Annotated in this window: 19 protein-coding genes; 7 read left to right on the top strand and 12 right to left on the bottom strand. The window is 72.4% G+C overall.

Features of this window, described 5'->3' with window-relative positions; translation table 11 throughout:
- The 7 genes from ON36_RS00590 to glpK (ON36_RS00620) form a co-directional block, all read right to left on the bottom strand.
- A complete protein-coding gene (locus tag ON36_RS00590; protein ID WP_043646364.1) occupies positions 1–879 on the bottom strand; it encodes an SDR family oxidoreductase in 879 nt (292 codons plus the stop codon).
- A gap of 39 nt (positions 880–918) precedes the next feature.
- A complete protein-coding gene (locus ON36_RS00595; RefSeq protein WP_043646365.1) occupies positions 919–1,797 on the bottom strand; it encodes a MaoC/PaaZ C-terminal domain-containing protein in 879 nt (292 codons plus the stop codon).
- Positions 1,794–2,234 (bottom strand): type II toxin-antitoxin system Rv0910 family toxin, encoded by a 441-nt coding sequence (locus ON36_RS00600; RefSeq protein WP_043646369.1) that lies wholly within the window; start codon positions 2,232–2,234, stop codon positions 1,794–1,796. The genes ON36_RS00595 and ON36_RS00600 overlap by 4 nt, the downstream gene beginning before the upstream one ends.
- Positions 2,235–2,279: 45 nt before the next feature.
- Positions 2,280–3,470 (bottom strand): lipid-transfer protein, encoded by a 1,191-nt coding sequence (locus ON36_RS00605; RefSeq protein ID WP_043646374.1) that lies wholly within the window; start codon positions 3,468–3,470, stop codon positions 2,280–2,282.
- Positions 3,471–3,728: 258 nt separating this feature from the next.
- Positions 3,729–4,085: an SHOCT domain-containing protein gene (locus ON36_RS00610; RefSeq protein WP_043646380.1), complete on the bottom strand. Its 357-nt coding sequence runs from the start codon at positions 4,083–4,085 to the stop codon at positions 3,729–3,731.
- Between the two features lie 16 nt (positions 4,086–4,101).
- Positions 4,102–4,527 carry a DUF6325 family protein gene (locus ON36_RS00615; protein WP_043646385.1) on the bottom strand — a complete coding sequence of 142 codons (426 nt, stop codon included), beginning with the start codon at positions 4,525–4,527 and terminating at the stop codon, positions 4,102–4,104.
- 78 nt (positions 4,528–4,605) lie between these two features.
- A complete protein-coding gene (glpK, locus tag ON36_RS00620; protein WP_043646386.1) occupies positions 4,606–6,114 on the bottom strand; it encodes a glycerol kinase GlpK in 1,509 nt (502 codons plus the stop codon).
- 112 nt (positions 6,115–6,226) lie between these two features.
- Here glpK (ON36_RS00620) and ON36_RS34085 point away from each other — a divergent pair, with 112 nt between their 5' ends.
- Positions 6,227–6,499, top strand: a complete 273-nt coding sequence (locus ON36_RS34085; protein ID WP_043646388.1) for a hypothetical protein — start codon at positions 6,227–6,229, stop codon at positions 6,497–6,499.
- 24 nt (positions 6,500–6,523) lie between these two features.
- Here ON36_RS34085 and ON36_RS00630 read toward each other — a convergent pair whose 3' ends face one another.
- A complete protein-coding gene (locus ON36_RS00630) occupies positions 6,524–7,285 on the bottom strand; it encodes an IclR family transcriptional regulator (protein WP_043646389.1) in 762 nt (253 codons plus the stop codon).
- A gap of 125 nt (positions 7,286–7,410) precedes the next feature.
- Here ON36_RS00630 and ON36_RS00635 point away from each other — a divergent pair, with 125 nt between their 5' ends.
- A complete protein-coding gene (locus ON36_RS00635; protein ID WP_052313505.1) occupies positions 7,411–7,995 on the top strand; it encodes a GNAT family N-acetyltransferase in 585 nt (194 codons plus the stop codon).
- Between the two features lie 3 nt (positions 7,996–7,998).
- Here ON36_RS00635 and lepB read toward each other — a convergent pair whose 3' ends face one another.
- The gene (gene lepB / locus ON36_RS00640) at positions 7,999–8,751 is read right to left on the bottom strand and encodes a signal peptidase I (protein WP_043646392.1); all 753 of its coding nucleotides are present in this window, start codon (positions 8,749–8,751) and stop codon (positions 7,999–8,001) included.
- A gap of 173 nt (positions 8,752–8,924) precedes the next feature.
- Between lepB and glpK (ON36_RS00645) the strand changes: the two genes are divergently transcribed.
- The 3 genes from glpK (ON36_RS00645) (at position 8,925) to ON36_RS00655 (ending at position 13,365) form a co-directional block, all read left to right on the top strand.
- Positions 8,925–10,445: a glycerol kinase GlpK gene (gene glpK / locus ON36_RS00645; RefSeq protein ID WP_043646425.1), complete on the top strand. Its 1,521-nt coding sequence runs from the start codon at positions 8,925–8,927 to the stop codon at positions 10,443–10,445.
- Between the two features lie 48 nt (positions 10,446–10,493).
- The gene (gene glpD / locus ON36_RS00650) at positions 10,494–12,176 is read left to right on the top strand and encodes a glycerol-3-phosphate dehydrogenase (protein WP_043646394.1); all 1,683 of its coding nucleotides are present in this window, start codon (positions 10,494–10,496) and stop codon (positions 12,174–12,176) included.
- 841 nt (positions 12,177–13,017) lie between these two features.
- Positions 13,018–13,365: a histone-like nucleoid-structuring protein Lsr2 gene (locus tag ON36_RS00655; RefSeq protein WP_043646398.1), complete on the top strand. Its 348-nt coding sequence runs from the start codon at positions 13,018–13,020 to the stop codon at positions 13,363–13,365.
- 53 nt (positions 13,366–13,418) lie between these two features.
- On the opposite strand, the gene ON36_RS00660 is transcribed toward ON36_RS00655, so the two are convergent.
- Positions 13,419–13,958, bottom strand: a complete 540-nt coding sequence (locus ON36_RS00660; protein ID WP_043646400.1) for a TetR/AcrR family transcriptional regulator — start codon at positions 13,956–13,958, stop codon at positions 13,419–13,421.
- Positions 13,959–14,069: 111 nt separating this feature from the next.
- On the opposite strand from ON36_RS00660, the gene ON36_RS00665 reads away from it, so the two are divergent.
- On the top strand, positions 14,070–15,368 hold the full coding sequence (locus ON36_RS00665) for a phthiocerol/phthiodiolone dimycocerosyl transferase family protein (protein WP_043646402.1): 1,299 nt from the start codon (positions 14,070–14,072) through the stop codon (positions 15,366–15,368).
- Positions 15,369–15,413: 45 nt separating this feature from the next.
- Here ON36_RS00665 and ON36_RS00670 read toward each other — a convergent pair whose 3' ends face one another.
- Entirely contained in the window at positions 15,414–15,869 is a 456-nt protein-coding gene (locus ON36_RS00670) for a nitroreductase family deazaflavin-dependent oxidoreductase (RefSeq protein ID WP_043646404.1), read from the bottom strand.
- The gene (locus ON36_RS00675; RefSeq protein ID WP_043646406.1) at positions 15,869–16,324 is read right to left on the bottom strand and encodes a carboxymuconolactone decarboxylase family protein; all 456 of its coding nucleotides are present in this window, start codon (positions 16,322–16,324) and stop codon (positions 15,869–15,871) included. The genes ON36_RS00670 and ON36_RS00675 overlap by 1 nt, the downstream gene beginning before the upstream one ends.
- Before the next feature lie 201 nt (positions 16,325–16,525).
- Here ON36_RS00675 and ON36_RS00680 point away from each other — a divergent pair.
- Positions 16,526–16,831, top strand: a 306-nt coding sequence (locus ON36_RS00680) for a helix-turn-helix domain-containing protein (protein ID WP_043646408.1), incomplete at its 3' end; no start/stop codon positions are given.

Here is a 16,831-nt window from a genome sequence, read left to right on the forward strand (position 1 = left end):
CTAGTTCACCTCTTTCAGCTGCGCGGCGACGCCGTCGATCGTCCACGGGCCGTCGGTCTCCACCGTGCGGATCCCGTGCCAGCCCGCGAGTTCGGTGATGGCGCCGCCCTGGACCGCGAACACCTTGCCGGTCAGCGTGCAGTCGGCCTCGGCCAGGTGCGCGACGAGCGGGGAGATGTTGGCCGGGTCGAAGGCGTCGAACTCGCCCTCGGGGACCTCGGCGGCGAACAGCGCCCCCATGCCCGGGGTGGCCAGGGTGAGCCGGGTGCGGGCGATGGGCGCGATCGCGTTGACGCGCACGCCGTAACGCTCGAGCTCGTCGGCCGCGACCAGGGTCAGCGCCGCGATGCCCGCCTTGGCCGCGCCGTAGTTGGCCTGCCCGGCGTTCGGCATGAAGGTGCCCGAGGCCGAGGCGGTGTTGATCACCGAGGCGTTGACCGGTTCGCCCGCCTTGGCGCGCGCCTTCCAGTACGCGGCCGCGTGGTGCAGGCAGGCGCCGTGGCCCTTGAGGTGCACGGCGATGACCGCGTCCCACTGGGCCTCGTCCATGCCGGCGATGAAGGCGTCGCGCAGGATGCCGGCGTTGTTGACCAGCACGTCGAGCCCGCCGAATTCGGCGACGGCCTGCTCGACCAGCGCCTGCGCGCCCGCCCAGGTGGCGATGTTCTCGGTGTTGGCGACGGCTTCGCCGCCCGCGGCGCGGATCTCGTCGACCACCTGCTGCGCGGGGCCGGCGTCGCTGCCGCTGCCGTCGTTGGCGCCGCCGAGATCGTTGACGACGACCTTGGCGCCCTCGCGGGCGAACAGCAGCGCGTGCTCGCGGCCGATGCCGCGGCCCGCTCCGGTGACGACGGCGACGCGCCCGTCAAGCTTTCCCATGAGTTCGGTACTCCTCGTTCGTGATCGGTCTCGGGGTGGTCAGGCGTCGGCGATCTCGGCCCGGCCGTCGATGATGGCGATCTGCCCGGCCGCCTCGGTTTCGAAGGCGTAGGCGGCGACCCCGGGTTCGGTGGCGCCGGTGCGCCAGAAGGTGGTGGTGATGTCCTGGCCGGGCAGCACCGGCTTGGCGAAGCGGACCGCGAGGCGGCGCAGCCGCGCGGTGTCGCCGCCCGCGAGCTCGGTCAGCGCGGCCCAGGAGGTGAAGGCCATGGTGCACAGGCCGTGGTTGATGATGCCGGGCAGTCCGGCCATGCGGGCGATCTCGTCGTCGAGGTGGATCGGCATGGGGTCGCCGGAGGCGGGCGAGTACCGGAAGGTCTGGTCGCTGTCGACGTGCGCGGTGACCACGGCCGCGGGCTCGGCGGCCCGGTCGGCGTCGGTGATGCGGTGCGGCGGCGCCTGGGTGCCCTCGCCCGGTCCGGCGTCGACCTTGCGGAAGAACGCGGTGAGCCACTGCTCGTTGACCAGTTCGCCCGCCGCGTCCCGGGTTTCGGCGTAGACGGTGACGGTGGAACCGTTGGGCTTGCCCTGGTAGCCGATCGGCTTGGCGCGCACCACCAGTTCGTCGCCGGGCCGGATGGGCCGGTGGAACAGGAAGTCCTGTTCGCCGTGGACGAGTTTCATCAGCAGTTCGACCGGCGCCACCGACAGCGCCGCGGGCGCCATGGAGGTGAACACCGGCACCACCGCGAACACCGGTGGGGCGACCTGCCCGTCGCGGTGCGCCGCGACGGGATCGTTGGTCGCCGCGGCGTATTCGGCGATGCGGCCGGCGGTGACCTCGAATCGCTCTTCCTCGGTCCACTCCCCCAGGCCGGAGCCGTCGAAGACGACTCCGGCCGATTCGCTGGTCGTCATGCCGAGGCGCCGACCAGTTCGGTGAACTTGGCCATCGAGGCCTTCAGGTCGGCCTCGGCGTGCTTGGCCACGGCCTTGCCGATCGGGCCGACGATCATGGTGCCCTTGAAGGAGGCGTCGAACTTGGCCGAGGACCCGGTCGCGGTGGGCTCGACCTCGAGGCGGAATTCCACGGTGACCCCGGCCATGCCGGTGCCGGTGATCTCGAGGAACTTCTGCGGGTCGACCTGGGCGACGGTCCACTCGATCTTGTTGGCCATGTTCATCACCGACACGACCTCGATGAAGCGCGCGCCCGCGGTCAGCTCGGCCGGGAGCTCGCTGCGCCAGCCCTCGTGGATGGTCAGCCACTCCTCCCAGTTGGCCAGGTCGCTCAGGCGCGCCCAGGCCTGCTCGGGGGTGACGGGCAGCTCGGTGGAGACGGAAACGGATGCCATGGGGTTACTCCTTGTCGCGGAACGGAATTCGGATGTTCGGTGGGGTCAGCGGACGGCGGGCCGGTAGGCGGTGACCACGACCGCGCCGCCGAGACCGATGTTGTGCTGCAGCGCGATCCGCGCGCCCTCGACCTGACGGGCGTCGGCGGTCCCGCGCAGCTGCCAGGTCAGTTCGCTGCACTGGGCCAGGCCGGTGGCCCCCAGCGGGTGGCCCTTGGAGATGAGGCCGCCGGACGGGTTGACCACCCACCGGCCGCCGTAGGTGGTCGCCCCGTCGTCGACCAGGCGGCCGCCCTCGCCCTCGGCGCACAGGCCGAGCGCCTCGTAGGTCAGCAGCTCGTTGGTGGAGAAGCAGTCGTGCAGTTCGATGACGTCGACGTCCTCGGGGCCGATGCCGGCCTGCTCGTAGACCTTGCGGGCCGCGGTGCGCGACATGTCGGCGCCGACGAGGTTGATCGCGCTCTGGGTGTCGAAGGTCGAGGACAGGTCGGTGACCATGGCCTGCCCGACCATCTCCACCGCCCGGCCCGCGAGGTCGTGGCGGTCGACGAACGCCTCGCTCGCCAGCACCACCGCGCCCGAGCCGTCGGAGGTCGGCGAGCACTGCAGCTTGGTCAGCGGACCGTAGATCTGCTTGGCGGCCAGGACTTCCTCGAGGCTGTATTCCTTCTGGAACTGCGCGTAGGGGTTGTTGACCGAGTGCTTGTGGTTCTTGACGCCGATCCTGGCGAACTGCTCGGCGGTGGTGCCGTAGCGTTCCATGTGCTCCTTGCCCGCGGCGCCGAACATGTAGGGCGCGGGCGGCATGGCGAACTCCTGCAGTTCGGCGAGGGCCAGCAGGTGGCGCATCATGGGCTGTTCGCGGTCGTCGTAGGTCGAGCCGAGCGAGCCCTTCTGCATCTTCTCGAAACCGAGGGCCAGCGTGCAGTCGGCCAGCCCGCCCCGGATCGCCTGCGCCGCGAGGTAGAGCGCGGTGGAGCCGGTGGAACAGTTGTTGTTGACGTTGACGATCGGGATGCCCGAGAGGCCCAGTTCGTAGACGGCCCGCTGTCCCGAGGTCGATTCGCCGTAGACGTATCCGACGTAGGCCTGCTCGATCGCGTCGTAGGCGATCCCCGCGTCCTCGAGCGCCTTGGTCCCCGCCTCGCGGGCCATGTCCGGGTAGTCCCACTCCAGCGCACCCGGCTTCTCGAACTTCGTCATCCCGACGCCGACGACGAACACCTTGTTGGACATATACGCACTCCCGTGGCCGCTCCGCGTGCCCCGGGTATGTGGGACACCGTGTCTCTGTAACTTAGGTTGGACATGGCGTCCAGGTCAATAGGTGCCGCGACATTGCCGAACACCGGCCCGATCGGTCCTGCGGGAGACCCAGGTCACGAAGTGTTCGCGCGAACGCGCTTTTTCCAGGAATGCCTGTCCAGGACAAAAAGGCCGCCACCGGCACCGACGACGGTCGGGACGATGGCGGCCGGTCGGCCTCCGGGCGGCTCAGCCCAGCAACTGGGCCTTGGCGGCGGCGAACTCGGCATCGGACAGCGCGCCCGAGGAATGCAGTTCGCTCAGCTGCTGCAGGCGCGTGACCAGGTCGGGACCCGCGTCGGCGGCCTGCGTGGCGGGGGCCTGGGCGGGGGGCGGCGCGTACTGCTGCGGCTGCTGGGCGTAGGACTGGGGCTGATAGGCGGGCTGTTGCTGCTGGTCGGCGTAGGCCTGATGTTCGGCGGCGCGGCGCGAGGCGCGCCGGTTCACCGCGTTCGACGTGGCGGTGGCGGTACCGGCGACGACGGCGGTGCGGGCGACGGTGCCGAGCAGGCCGGGCCTGCCGACGCGTCCCATTCGCAGGGGCATCGGATTCCTCCTGAGGTCAGGACGCCGCGGCGATCGCGGCGTCGAGGGCGTCCCGGGGCACCTGGACGTGCAGGTCGACCCGGCCTTCGGCGGCGCGGACGGTGGCGGCCAGGTTGCGGGCCCAGGTGTTCTCGAAGACCAGCACCACCGCGGTCGTGCCGGGTTCGAGCCCCTCGCGCACCACGTCGAGGTCGCTGTCGGAGACCAGATTTAGCTCCGAGGCGGTCAGCCCGGTGAGCCCGATCTCGGCGACCTCGTCGTCGATCTCGAACTCGCTGACCGACCCCGCCTCGTCGGCGGACAGCACCACCAGGTCGAGCAGCGTCACGTCCCCGCGCGCGACCACCGTGGCCAGCGCCTCGCTCACCGCCGCGGCGACCCGGGTACCGGGAAAGGTGAGCACGAGCAGTTCGACCGGTCCGAGCACAGATGAGTCAGCCATGCCCGCATCCTGCGCGCCCGGGCGCCCGCCGCGCCTCACCCGAAACGGATGAAAAGCCTCGGCCCGGCGCCGGGACGATCAGCGGGACGCCGGGCGCCACCAGCCGAAGGTGAGCTCCACCGCGCGCCGCCAGTTCTCGTATTCGCTCTCGCGGACGGCGGGGTCCATGCGGGGCCGCCACTGCGCCGCGACCCGGCGGTTGCGGCGCAGGCCCTCGAGATCGGGCCAGTAACCGGTGGCCAGCCCGGCGGCGAACGCCGCGCCGAGGGAGACGGTTTCGGCCACCAGCGGCCGCTGGACCGGGATGTCGAGGACGTCGGCGATGATCTGCATGAGCAGGTTGTCGGCGGTCATGCCGCCCGCGGCGCGCAGCTCCGGGATGCGCAGGCCGGAGTCGGCCTCCACGGCGGCGACCACGTCGCGGGTCTGCCAGGCGGTGGCCTCGAGCGCGGCGCGGGCGAGGTGGCCCTTGGTCACGTAGGAGGTCAGGCCGATGAGCAGACCGCGCGCGTCGCCCCGCCAGTGCGGGGCGTAGAGGCCGGAGAAGGCGGGGACCAGATAGCAGCCGCCGTTGTCGCCGACCGTGCCCGCGAGGGTCTCGATCTCCGAGGCGGTCGCGATCAGGCCGATGTTGTCGCGCAGCCACTGCACCAGCGATCCGGTGACGGCGATGGGACCCTCGAGCGCGAACACCGGGTCCGTGTCGATCTGGTAGCCCACCGTGGTCAGCAGCCCGTGGGTGGAGTCGACCCGGTCGGCTCCGGTGTTGACCATGAGGAATCCACCGGTGCCGTAGGTGCATTCGGTGTCGCCCGGGGAGAAGCAGGTCTGGCCGAACAGGGCCGCGTGCTGGTCGCCCATGGCGGCGGCGAGCGGGACGCCGGGCAGGACCGCCCGCGCGGTACCGAAGGTGCCCGCCGAGGGCACGATGCGGGGCAGCGCCGCGGCGGGAATTCCGAAGAACCGCAACAGGTCCGGGTCCCAGGACAGGGTGGACAGGTCCATCAGCAGGGTGCGGCCCGCGTTCGTGACATCGGTCAGGTGCGCCCCGCCGTCGGGACCGCCGGTGAGGTTCCAGATCAGCCAGGTGTCCATGGTCCCGAACAGCACCTCGCCGCGTTCGGCCCGCTCGCGCAGCCCGGGCGTCGTGTCGAGCAGCCAGCGCAGGCGCGGCGCGGCGAAGTAGCCGGCGAGGGGCAGCCCGGTGCGGGCGCGGACGAGGTCGGCGCCCGGCGCGGCGGCGAATTCGGTGACCAGTTCGGTGGTCCGGGTGTCCTGCCACACCACCGCGCGCCCGATCGGGGCGCCGGTACGGCGGTCCCAGACCACCACCGTCTCGCGCTGATTCGCGATGCCCAGCGCCGCGACCTGCTCGACCCCGATCCCCGCGTCCCGCAGCGCGGCGGGCACCACCGCCTGCACGATCCGCCAGATCTCGCCCGCGTCGTGTTCGGCCCAGCCGGGCCGGGGATGGTGCCGGGTGTGTTCGCGCTGCGCTTGACCGGTCAGCCGGGCCCGCTGGTCGAAGACCAGGCAGCGGGTGGAGGTGGTGCCCTGGTCGACGGCGAGCACGTAGTGCCGGGACATCGGCGGTCTTCTCCTTCGGCGGACGATCACGGGCGGCTGAGCCCATCATGCTGTAAACGAACGGCCGGTACCGGGCCATAACCCTGCGACACCGACGACCGGGAGAACCACCGTGACCGCCGACCGCACCCCCGCCCGCCGCTGGTACCTGCTGCCCATCGGCGCGGGCGCCGTGCTCTGCCTCGCCTTCTGCGTGGCGCCCGTGCTCATCGCGACCGGCGCGCTGCGCCGCGACAGCCTGCCGATCGACCTGCCGACCGTGCAGGTCCTGGGCCTGTCCCTGCTCGTCGTCGGCGTGGTCGGGCTGATCCGCGCCCGCCGCCCCGCCGGACCGGCCGCTCCCGGTACCGATCCCGCGCCGGGCACCGACCCCGCCGGGCAGTGAGCGCCACCGCTTCCGGCGCGCCGGTCACCCCGCGAATCCGAGATCGCGGGAGGCCGCGCGCGCCGCGTCCCGCACCTGTTCGACGACGGCGGGTCGCGGTCGCACCCCGTCCTCGCTGACGCTGTCGACCGGCCCGTCGACACCCAGCGCGCCGACCACGAGGCCGCCGGTGGTGCGCAGCGGCGCGGCGACGCCCGCCCAGCCCGCGCGCGTCTCCTCGATCTCGCCCGCCCAGCCGCCCGAGCGGACCTCGGCCAGTTCCCGCTCCAGCGCGGGACGGGCGACCAGGGTGCGGTGGGTCAGCGCGGACAGCGCCGTGTTCCGCAGAGCCGCCGCGAGTTTCGGGTCGTAGGCGAGCAGGATCTTGCCCAGGGCGCTCGCGTGGGCGGGCAGGATCTCGCCGACGCCGTGTTCCTGCTCGAGGTCGTTGTCGGGACGAAACACGTGGTGCACGACCGTGACGGTCCCGTCGACCGGGACCGCGACCCGCACCGCCGCGCCGCTGCGCGCGGCCAGGGCGTCCGCCCGCCCGAGGACCCGCCCGCGCAGTTCGTTGGGATCGAGATACCCGGTGCCGAGGCCGTGCAGGGCGGGCGCCAGCAGGTAGCGACCGGTGCGCCGGTCCTGGTCGGCGAACCCGACCTCGACCAGGGTCCGCAGGATGCCGTGCACGGTCGGCTTGGCCAGCCCGAGCGCCGCCGCGACCTCGCCGACCGGCAGCGGCCCGCGCGCGAGCAGCCGCAGCACGGCGGCGGCGCGCTCGATCGACTGGATCGACCCCGGCATGCCGGCACCGTATCACCGCTCCGGCCGCGCCCCGGCGACCCAGACCCGCGCCGCCGTGCCGGCGCTCCGCTGCCCTTGGCGCCGTTTCCGCTGCGCGGCAGGCGGTTTCCTGCTGTCCTGAACCGATGACCTTCCGCTACCCCGAGGACGTCCCGGTGCTCACCGACGGCACGGTGACCCTGCGCGCCCACCGGCCCGAGGACCTGGAGGCCATCGTCGAGCAGGGTCGGGACGCCGAGATGGTGCGCTTCACGACGGTGCCGCGCCCCTACACCCGCATCGACGCCGAGCAGTACCTGGCCCGGGTGGCCCGCAGCTGGCGCGACCCCGATCCGACCTCGATCCGCGCGTGGGCGATCACGCGGGCGCCCGACGGGCCGTTCTGCGGTTCCGTCGACTACCGCCCGACCACCGCCCACGTCGCCTCGCTCGGTTTCGGGCTGCACCCCGCCGCCCGCGGCGAGCGCCTGATGACCCACGCGGTGGCCCTGGTCCTGGATCACGCGTTCGCCCACGGCATCGAGACGATGCGCTGGCAGGCCGTGGTGGGCAACTGGGCGAGCCGGAAGACGGTGTGGCGGCTCGGTTTCCGCTTCGAGGGCACGGTGCGCAGGCGGATCGTCACGCCGGGCGGCGCCGAGGACGGCTGGCTGGCCTCGCTGCATCGCGACGACCCGCGCGCACCGTGCGAGCCCTGGCCGACCGGCTAGCGGTCAGGAACCGCGCGGGTCCTGGGACCGCACCGGGCCGATCCGGGTGGGCGGCCAGATCCGGAAGACCGCCCTGCCCCGCACGTTGGCCAGCGGGACCGCGCCGCCGAATTCGTCGCGCACGTGGGCGCGCGAGTCCCGGGACTCGTTGCGGTTGTCGCCCATCACCCACAGGTGCCCGTCGGGCACGATGACCGGACCGAAGACCCGCCCGCGCGGATAGACGAGGTTCGGGCGGTCCGGGGACCACGGGTAGTCCTTGGCGACGTAGGGCTCGTCGAGCGCGACGCCGTTCACCTGCACCCGCCCCTGCGGATCGCAGCACTGCACGGTCTGGCCGCCGATCGCGATGACGCGCTTGACGACGGTGTTCTCGTCGGGCGGGACGAGCCCGGTGTAGGAGAGCACGTCCTGCGCGAGACGCACGGCGGTGTTGCGCGAGCGGATCGAGGTGTAGGTGTCGTTCCAGGACGGCGGGCCGGCGAAGACGACCACGTCGCCGGGCAGCGGGTCGCGGTCGTGGTAGGTGATCTTCTCGACGTAGATGCGGTCGCCGACGCAGCCGGCGCAGCCGTGCAGGGTCGGGTCCATGGACTGGGACGGGATGACGTAGGGCCGCCCGACGAAACCCACCAGCAGGGTGGACAGCACCCCGACGATGACGATCAGCAGGGGCAGTTCCTGCCACAGCGGCCTGCGGGTGGATGCGCGGCGGCGGAACAGCTTTCGCCGGCCGGATTCCCTCTCGCCATCCACGGATCCGGTCTTCGAACGCCTGCCCAACACCCGCTCAGCGTAGCCAGCGCGTCAAACGTTCGACAATGTCGAACGCGGGCCGTGGTGCGGTCCCCGCGCCCTTCGTAGCGTCGATCCCGAACCCGGTCGCGCCGGGTGCCGGGCTCGACGGCGAGCCCACGAAAGGGATCGCGATGCCGCAGTACATCGGTGCCATCGACCAGGGCACGACCAGCACCCGCTGCATGGTCTTCGACCGGCGCGGCGCCGTCGTCGCCCGCCACCAGCTCGAGCACGCCCAGATCATGCCGCGCGCGGGCTGGGTCGAGCACGACCCCGACGAGATCTGGGAGCGCACGAGGACGGTCGTCACGAGCGCCCTCGCCGGGGCCGGGCTCACCGCCGCCGACCTGGCCGCGATCGGGGTCACCAACCAGCGCGAGACCACCGTCGTCTGGAACCGGCACACCGGCCGCCCCTACGGCAACGCCATCGTGTGGCAGGACACCCGCAGCGACCGCATCATCGCCGACCTGCACCGCTCCGGCGCCGCCGAGACCATCCGGCGGCGCACCGGACTGCCGCCGGCGCCGTACTTCTCGGGCGGCAAGCTGGCCTGGATCCTCGACAACGTCGAGGGCGTGCGCGCCGACGCCGAACGCGGCGACGCCCTGTTCGGCACCCCCGACTCCTGGCTGATCTGGAACCTCACCGGCGGGGTGCGCGGTGGCCGACACCTGACCGACCCGACCAACGCCTCGCGCACCATGCTCATGGATCTCGAGACCCTGGACTGGGATCCGGAATTGCTGGAGATCTTCGGCGTCCCCCGCGCGATGCTCCCGCGCATCGTGCCCTCCGCCAACCCCGACACCTTCGGCAGCACCAGTCCCGACGGCCCGTTCGAGGCCGCGGTCCCCATCACCGGCGTGCTCGGCGATCAGCAGGCGGCCACGGTCGGTCAGGTGTGCTTCAAGCCGGGCGAGGCCAAGAACACCTACGGCACCGGCAATTTCCTCGTCCTCAACACCGGCACCGAGATCGTGCACTCCGGCCACGGCCTGCTCACCACGGTGGCCTACCACTTCGCCGGGCAGGCGCCGGTCTACGCCCTCGAGGGATCGATCGCGGTCACTGGGTCGGCGGTGCAGTGGCTGCGCGATCAGCTCGGCATCATCGGCGGCGCCGCCCAGATCGAGGACCTGGCCGGCCAGGTCCCCGACACCGGCGGGGTCTACTTCGTGCCCGCGTTCTCGGGCCTGTTCGCCCCCTACTGGCGCGCCGACGCGCGCGGCGCCATCGTCGGGCTCTCGCGCTACAGCAACAACGCCCACCTGGCCCGCGCCACCCTCGAATCCATCTGCTACCAGACCCGCGACGTCGTCGAGGCCATGCAGCGCGACTCCGGGGTCCGCCTCGAGACGCTGCGGGTCGACGGCGGCGTCACCGCCAACGCCCTGGCCATGCAGATCCAGGCCGACTTCCTCGGCGTCGCGGTCTCGCGGCCGGTGATCGCCGAGACCACCGCCCTCGGCGCCGCCTACGCCGCGGGCCTGGCGACCGGATTCTTCTCCGGCACCGACGAACTCGTCGCCAACTGGCACGAGGACCGCCGCTGGGAACCCACCTGGACCGACACCATGCGCGCGCAGGGCTACCGCGACTGGCAGAAGGCCGTCGGCCGCACCCTCGACTGGGTCGACATCGCCGGCTGACCGACGCCCCCCCGACTTCTCCGACACCCCTCTGCAAAGGAGCACCCCGTGACCACCACCCGGCTCGACCCCGCCTACCGCGCCGCCGCCCTCGCCACCCTCGACGACTCCGAGGTCGACGTCCTCGTCATCGGCGGCGGCATCACCGGCGCGGGCGCGGCGCTCGACGCCGCCTCGCGCGGCCTGTCGGTCACCCTGGTCGAGGCCCGCGATTTCGCGGCGGGCACCTCGAGCCGGTCCTCCAAGCTCATCCACGGCGGGCTGCGCTATCTCGAGCAGCTCGACTTCGCCCTGGTGCGCGAGGCGCTCAAAGAGCGTGGGCTGCTGCTGAACTCGCTCGCGCCGCATCTGGTGCGCCCGGTCTCGTTCCTCTACCCGCTCCAGCACCGGGTGTGGGAGCGGGCCTACATCGGCGCGGGCATCGCCCTCTACGACACCCTCGGTGGCGCCCGCTCGGTCCCGATGCACAAGCACCTGAGCCGCACCAGGGCACTCGAGCTCGCCCCCGCCCTCGCCGAGGACGCGCTCACCGGCGCCATCCGCTACTACGACGCCCAGGTCGACGACGCCCGCCACACCATGACCGTGGCCCGCACCGCCGCCGACGCGGGGGCCACCGTGCTCACCCGCACCCGCGTCACCGGCCTGCTCCGCGACGGCGACCGGGTCACCGGCGCGGTCGCCGAGGACCGCGAAACCGGTGCGACCCACCGCATCCGGGCGCGCGCGGTGATCAGCGCCACCGGCGTGTGGACCGACGACATGATCGAGATGACCGGCGTGGACTTCCCGTTCCACGTCCGCATGTCCAAGGGCGTGCACATCATGGTCCCGCGCGACCGCCTCGACCTGGACACGGGACTGATCATGCGGACCGAGAAGTCGGTGCTGTTCGTGATCCCGTGGGCCGAGCACTGGATCATCGGCACCACCGACACCGACTGGGACCTGGACAAGGACCACCCGACCGCGACCGCGGCCGACGTGCAGTACATCCTCGACCACGTCAACGCCGTCCTGCGGGAGCCGCTCACGCGCGCCGACATCGTCGGCACCTACGCCGGACTGCGCCCGCTCATGACCGGGGCCTCGAAGGAGACCGCCAAGCTCTCCCGCGAGCACGCGGTGGCCGAACCCGCCCCCGGCCTGTTCGTCATCGCGGGCGGCAAGTACACCACCTACCGGGTGATGGCCGCCGACGTCGTCGACGCCGCGGCCGCCCGCCTCGACCGCCCGGTGCCCCCCTCGGCCACCGACCGCCTGCCGGTGCTCGGCGCCGCCGGCTACCACGAGATGCGCGACGGCCTCGCGGGTCTGGCGGCGGAGTCCGGCCTGTCCACCGAGACGGTCGAGCGGCTGCTCGGCCGCTACGGCTCGCTGGTGCGCGACCTGTTCGCCCTGATCGCCGCCGACCCGGCCCTGGCACGCCCGATCGAGGGCGCACCGCACCACCTGGCGGCCGAGGCGGTCTACGCGGCCACCCACGAGGGCGCCCTGCATCTGGACGACCTGCTCACCCGCCGCACCCGGATCTCCATCGAGGTCTCCGACCGTGGCCTGACCGCCGCCCAGGACATCGCCCAGCTGGTGGCGGGTCCGCTGGGCTGGGACGAGCGACGGGTGGACACCGAGGTCAACGCCTACTTCGACCGCGTGCACGCCGAACTGGCCGCCAACCAGGCCGCCACCGACGAGGCCGCCAACGCGGCACGCCTGGTCACCGCCCGCTGATCCGCATCGCAACGAGCCGGGCGGCGCGACCCGACGGGGACGCGCCGCCCGGCTCGCTGCTGTCGTCAGCCGATCAGCGAACGCAGTAACGCGATCACGTTGTACAGGATGTTCGCCACCATGGCACTCACCTCCTCCGCGGACGACCGGACGGTCCGGAAACGGCGACGACGCGGTGGCGCGCGAGCCCGTCACGGGGCCCGCGACCTTCATCGGATCCGGCGCGCCGCGACGGGCGCGCCTCGGGTGACTCAGGGCACCGACAGTAGCACAGATGATGTCGCAGCTAATCTTTCGCAACATTTCTGCACCGGGCCACACCGCCGTTACCGAGCATGTGACCGGCGCTTCGTGACTGCACCGCGACACAGTCCCGGTGACCGCAACCGGACGGCTATATCCCTTCGTCCCGGCGGGCGACGCACGCTAACCGGCGCCCGCCCGTCCCGAGACCGCGGCGCCCCCTCGCGCCTGCACCCCCGCGAGGGCGGCGGCGCTGCCGGACTCGTCGGCGCGACAGGCGGACTCGCCGATCACTTCCCGCCGCCGGCGCCCGCCCGACCCACAGCCGGTGCGGCGACGACACATCGGGCCTCTGCCAGCTCGCCCCGACCGCGGCGGGCGCGCCGGGCGATAGGCCGTCCCCGCGGTGACAGGCCGCGGAACCGGCGGGCGCGCAGGCGAAATAGCGGCTATACCGGAAACCGATCGGTGCGGCAATTCACGGACGGAATTCCCGCCCGGCGCGCCCAGGTCGGGGTGCCAGGTTCGCCGTCCGGGCGCGGACGCACTACGATCGCCCAGACATCTCCGGCACCGACGAATGAACAGGAAATCGCAAATGGCGCGCAAGGTTGTTGTCACCCTCATCGATGATTACGACGGCACCTCGACCGCCGAAGAAACCGTCGTTTTCGGAATCGACGGCGTCACCTACGAGATCGACCTTTCGTCGGCCAATGCCGCCACCCTGCGCGAGACCCTGGACCAGTGGATCCCCTACGCCCGCCGGGTCGGTCGCGGGAAGGCCAAGCCCGCCGCCCGCCGCGAGCAGGCCGCCCCGGGCGGCTCGCGCCGCAACGACCTCACCGCCATCCGGGCCTGGGCAGCGGAAAACGGACACAAGGTGTCGAGCCGTGGCCGTATCGCCGCCGAAATCGTCGAGGCTTACCAGAAAGCCTCCGCGTAGGTTTCTTTCCCGCGAGCCGGTGCCGAATCCCATTCGGCACCGGCTTTGCGCGTTTATGCGGGTGGTCGGGCCAATGCGCGCATACCGGTCACCAGCCGCTCCGGCGAGGGCGCGTGCTCGGGATCAATCAGCCATTGCAGCAGCAGGCCGCCGATCATCGTCTGCAACAGCGCGCCCACTGATTCGTCGCCGTCGTGCCCGAACAGTTCGGCCAGGCCGCGCCGCGCCCGTGCCTGGGCCGCGGCGAGTTCGGCGCGGAGTTCCGGGGTGTGTATCGCCTGGGGGTAGCTCTCGGCATTGGCGACCCATACCGCGCGGTCGGTGGTGAACGAGTCCACCAGCCGCCGCAGGAATTCGGTCAGCCGGTCGCCGGGTTCGTCCGCGGCCACGGTGTCGAGGATCTGCTGCACCGCGGTGGCGCTGGACTCGATCATCGCCTGGGTGAGCAGCTTGTCGCGGGTGCCGAAGTGGTAGTTGATCGCGGCGAGGTTGGTCCCGGAGGCGGCGACGATGTCGCGCACGGTCGTGCGGGCGTACCCGCGGTCGGCAAGGCATTGTTTGGCGGCGGCGAGCAGATCTTCCCTGGTTCCCACGCGGACACCCTACCAAACACACGTTTCAAACACCTGTCACTGACAAACGTTTGAAACGCTTGTATGGTCGGGGTGTCCGCCCGCCCCACCCACGGAAGTACGAGTCCCGCGATGACCGCCCTGCGACCGATCTCCCCCTTCGAATCCGGCTATTTCGGCCGGGACACCACCCTCGGCGCCGTGCCGACCGGCGGCATGCCGCTGTTCATCGGCACCACCGTCACCGGCCCGCTCGACATCGCCCGCGTCCGCGGCGTCCTCGACGGCCTCGCCGCCGCCCATCCCCTGCTGCGCTGCCGCACCGCCGAGGTCGACGGCGTCGCCTGCCTGGTCCGCGACGACACCTACCGCCCGCCGCTGCGCGTGCGCACCGGCGGCGAATCCGCCTATCTCACCCTGGTCAACGCGCCCCAGGACTGGTCGGAGGGCCTGTTCCGCGCCGAGGTGCTGCGCGAGGGCGACCGCCACCAGCTCGTGCTCGTCGTGCACCACGGCATCGCCGACGGCCGCTCGGCGGCGGCGCTGCTGGCACTGTTCTGGCGCAACTACACCGCCGGGATCACCGGAGAGGCTGCGGCCCTGGCCTTTCCGGACCAGTCACTCCCGCCGGCGATGGACGTGGCCCTGTCCACGGTGATCGGCGCCGGGGACGCCGAGGCGTGGCTCGACACGGTCCGGGTCGCCGCGGCGGGCCTGGATCCCGCCGCCGCGCCGCGAACCCTCCCCCACGACGGCGGCGCGCACGATCCCCTCGGCCGCTTCGCCCTGTGCCGCGTCGAACTGTCCGCCGAGCGGACCAGCGGGCTGGTGCGCGCGGCCCGCGACGCCGGGCTGACCGTGCACGCGCTGCTCACCGGCGTCGCGCTGGCCGCGCTGCGCACCCGCTTCCCCGAACCCGGTGCGGTGCCGATGTTCTGCGGCCACGCCGCCGACGTGCGCGGGGAACTCACGCCCCCGGTCCCGCTGCACGCCCTGGGCAACTACGCCTCCGGCGCGGGCACCTACGCCGTCGCCGGGGACGACGCCGACCCCTTCGCCATCGGCCGCGACGCGGGCGCCGCCCTGCGCACGGCCCTCGACGCCCACGAGCCCGCCCGCTTCATCCTGGCCGTGCAGCGCGCCGACGCCGCCACCGCCGCGCTGCTGGCCGCGCCGCCGACCGTGGCCCTGTCCAACCTCGGGCGCCTGCCCGCCCACCAGCTGCCCGCCGAACTCGCCTTCGTGCGCGACGACATCTACGCGATGGGCCCGGGCATGCCGCCCAAACTGACCGTGTTCACCCGGGGTCCGCGCCTGACCGTCCAGCTCGAATTCGACACCGCCGTCCACGCCCGCGCGGGCATGGACGGCCTGCACCGCACCCTGGCCGAACTGCTCGACGAGGCCGCACGGGTCACCCACGCCGCCTGACCGGTCCGGAGGCCGGGACCGCGCGTGCGGTCCCGGCCTCCGGGCTCAGGCGCGGCGCGTCAGGCGGACGACCGGGTAGTGCCGGCCGGACCTGTCCTGGTACCTGCCGTAGCGCGGCTGGGCGGCGACGATGCGGTCCCAGGCCTCGGCGCGCTCGTCGCCGTCGAGCACCGTTGGAAAGACCGGGATCTCGCCGGTACCGGGCAGTTCGATCGTGGCGTTGGCGGGGCCCGCCATCAGGTTGCGGTGCCAGTCGGGGTCGCCCGCGCCGCCGCCGGAGGCGACCAGCAGCCAGGCGTCCTCGCCGTCGGGGAACCAGGTCACCGGGGTGACGCGCGGCTGTCCCGTGCGCCGTCCCACAGTGTGCAGGATCAGCACGTCCATGCCGAGGAACGTGCCCTTGCCCGCGCGGATCTTACGGTTCATGCGGGCGTTCATGCGGTGCTGCATCCAGCGGGAGAAGCCGCCGGTCCGGGTGGTCTCGGTGGTGGTCACGGTCATCAGCCCCAGGCGCCGGCGATCTGCCGGGTGGTCGCGTTGAGCCGGTTGAACATGTTGGTCACCCCGATCATCAGGACGATGGCGGCCAGCTGCCGCTCGTCGAAGTAGGTGGCGGCGGTGTCCCAGATCTCGTCGGTGACCGGGTCGGGACGGTCGGCGAGCCGGGTCGCGGCCTCGGCCAGGGCGAGGGCCGCGCGCTCCTCCTCGCTGAAGTACGGGGTCTCGCGCCAGGCAACGACGGTGGCCAGCCGCTCGTCGCTCACCCCGGCCTTGCGGGCGGTCTTGGTGCCGCCGTCGACGCAGGCGCTGCAGCCGTTGATCTGGCTGACGCGCAGGTGGACCAGCTCGAGGATCTCGGCGTCGACGCCGCCGGTCTGCACGGCCGCCAGGACCTGCTGGATGGGCTGCATGGCGCCGGTGAGGACCATGGCGGGGTTCTGCATACGGGACTGCATGATGTTCTCCTCGGGTCGGGATCCGCGGGGATCCGCTGCGTTCGTTGCCCGGTGTGCTCCGTGGCGTGTCTCCATGACAGCCCGCACCCCTTGTCCCCGGACAGGGGCGTGGGACACGATGGGACAGCGGAAGCCGTGCTGATCTCGGCCGATCCGGGCGAAACTTTTTCGCGGACCGCGGGACGAAGGAGAGCGACGCCGGTGGCGGCACAGCAGGTGAACTACCCCCAGGACGAGCTGGCGGAGCGGCTACGCAAGATCCAGGAGCTGTCCGGGCTCGGGGTGCGGGCGCTGGCCCGCGACACCGGCCTCAGCTCCTCCTCGCTGTCGCGCTACCTCACCGCCCAGACCGTGCCGCCGTGGCCGGTGGTGGTCGAGCTGTGCAAGTTCGTCCGCCGCGACCCGCGCCCGCTGCGGCCGCTGTGGGAGCGCGCCGCGACCCCGCTGGCCGCCCCGCCCAAGACCTCCCGGCAGGTGCAGCCGCCGTCCCCGCCGCCGGGCGCGCCG

This window comes from Nocardia thailandica NBRC 100428 (genome assembly GCF_000308795.1).
Classification (GTDB): Bacteria; Actinomycetota; Actinomycetes; order Mycobacteriales; family Mycobacteriaceae; genus Nocardia; species Nocardia thailandica.